The sequence below is a fragment of the Peterkaempfera griseoplana genome, assembly GCF_001418575.1.
Classification (GTDB): Bacteria; Actinomycetota; Actinomycetes; order Streptomycetales; family Streptomycetaceae; genus Peterkaempfera; species Peterkaempfera griseoplana.
In genome coordinates, this window is the sequence record NZ_LIQR01000800.1 from 1 (window position 1) to 1,270 (window position 1,270).

Annotated in this window: 2 protein-coding genes; both read left to right on the forward strand. The window is 74.0% G+C overall.

Translation table 11 applies throughout. The features are described 5' to 3' along the window. Positions 1–30: 30 nt before the first annotated feature. Positions 31–471, forward strand: coding sequence for a protein-tyrosine phosphatase family protein (locus AOK09_RS36910; protein WP_055591513.1), 441 nt, complete (start codon positions 31–33; stop codon positions 469–471). 198 nt (positions 472–669) lie between these two features. After that, the gene (locus AOK09_RS36915; protein ID WP_055591512.1) at positions 670–1,107 is read left to right on the forward strand and encodes a DUF7144 family membrane protein; all 438 of its coding nucleotides are present in this window, start codon (positions 670–672) and stop codon (positions 1,105–1,107) included. The last annotated feature ends 163 nt before the right edge of the window (positions 1,108–1,270 follow it).

Consider the following 1,270-nt stretch of genomic DNA (forward strand, 5'->3'; position numbering starts at 1 on the left):
CCGGCCGCGCGGCCGGGCTACGCTGCCCCCGTGATCACCACCTGGGATCCCGCGGCGACAGGGGTGCTCCGGCTGCCCTCCGGCAGGCTCGTCCGCGGACGAGGGCTCAGACGCCCCCTTCCGGCCGGCGATGTACCCGCCTTCGGGCTGTATCTGCTGGGCCATGAGCCGCCTCCCGTCACCTGGGAGTCCCGCTGGCTCCGCTGGCCGGACTTCTGGCTGCCGTCGGACCGCACGGCCCTGGAGCACGCGCTGCGCGAGGCCTGGACGCGCGCCGAGCACGAACGCGTCGAGATCGCCTGCGCCGGCGGCCGGGGACGCACCGGCACCGCACTGGCCTGCCTCGCCGTGCTGGACGGCGTACCGGGCCACCAGGCGGTCCCCTGGGTCCGGGAGCACTACGCACCCCGCGCCGTGGAGACTCCCTGGCAGCGCCGCTTCGCCTCCCGCTTCCGCCCCCGGCCCCGGTGAACCGGCCGACCCCCTGGCGCCTCCGGGCCGCCCGGCGGAGTTGACGTCACGCCAGCCGAGCTGTCGAGTTCCGTCACCGCCGGGCTCATCCACGGGACACGACGCAGCCACCGCCGGTGGAGACGACGGGCTCCGGCGCTGGTCCCAATGGCTCATCAGCTGTTGCAGCGCATCGCGCCGCTCGTTGGGATGGGGGTCATGCAGCCGAACTCCGCGCACTCGGGTTCCCGCGCCGTCCCCGCGGCCGACCGGACCCAGTGGGTGACGTTCGCCGGGATCATCCTGATGCTGGGGGGCCTGTTCGGCGTGATCAACGGGCTCGTCGCCCTGCTCGACCACGGCTACTACGCCACGACCCCCGACCACGGCACCCGGCTGCTGGTCTTCGGCTTCGCCCTGTGGGGCTGGATCTGGGTCCTCTTCGGCTGTGTGCAGATGCTGACCAGCCTGGGGGTGTTCCTGGGGGTGCGCGGGGCGCCGATCACCGGCGTCGTCCTGGCCTCAGCGAGCATGATCGGCCAGTTGGCCTTCCTCTCCGCCTTCCCTCTCTGGTCACTGGTCAGCATGGCCATGTCCGTGCTGGTGATCTACGGGCTTCTCTCGGTGCCCCGGCCCGTCGTGGCGACGCAGGACTGAGTGGTACGCGCAGTCGCCGCCCGTACGGGGGCGCCGGCGCGGCCGCGGTCGGCCCAGCCGGGTCGGAGCAGCGCCGTGCTCCGGACACGGGACGCCGCCGGGATGCCGCCCTCGACGTTCGGTGGCGGCACCCCACCCCGGCCCCGCCCGAGCCCGGCTGATC

Bases quoted from the DNA above. Each gene is read 5' to 3' on its own strand.
- AOK09_RS36915 (WP_055591512.1), top strand. From the start codon at position 670: ATGCAGCCGAACTCCGCGCACTCGGGTTCCCGCGCCGTCCCCGCGGCC.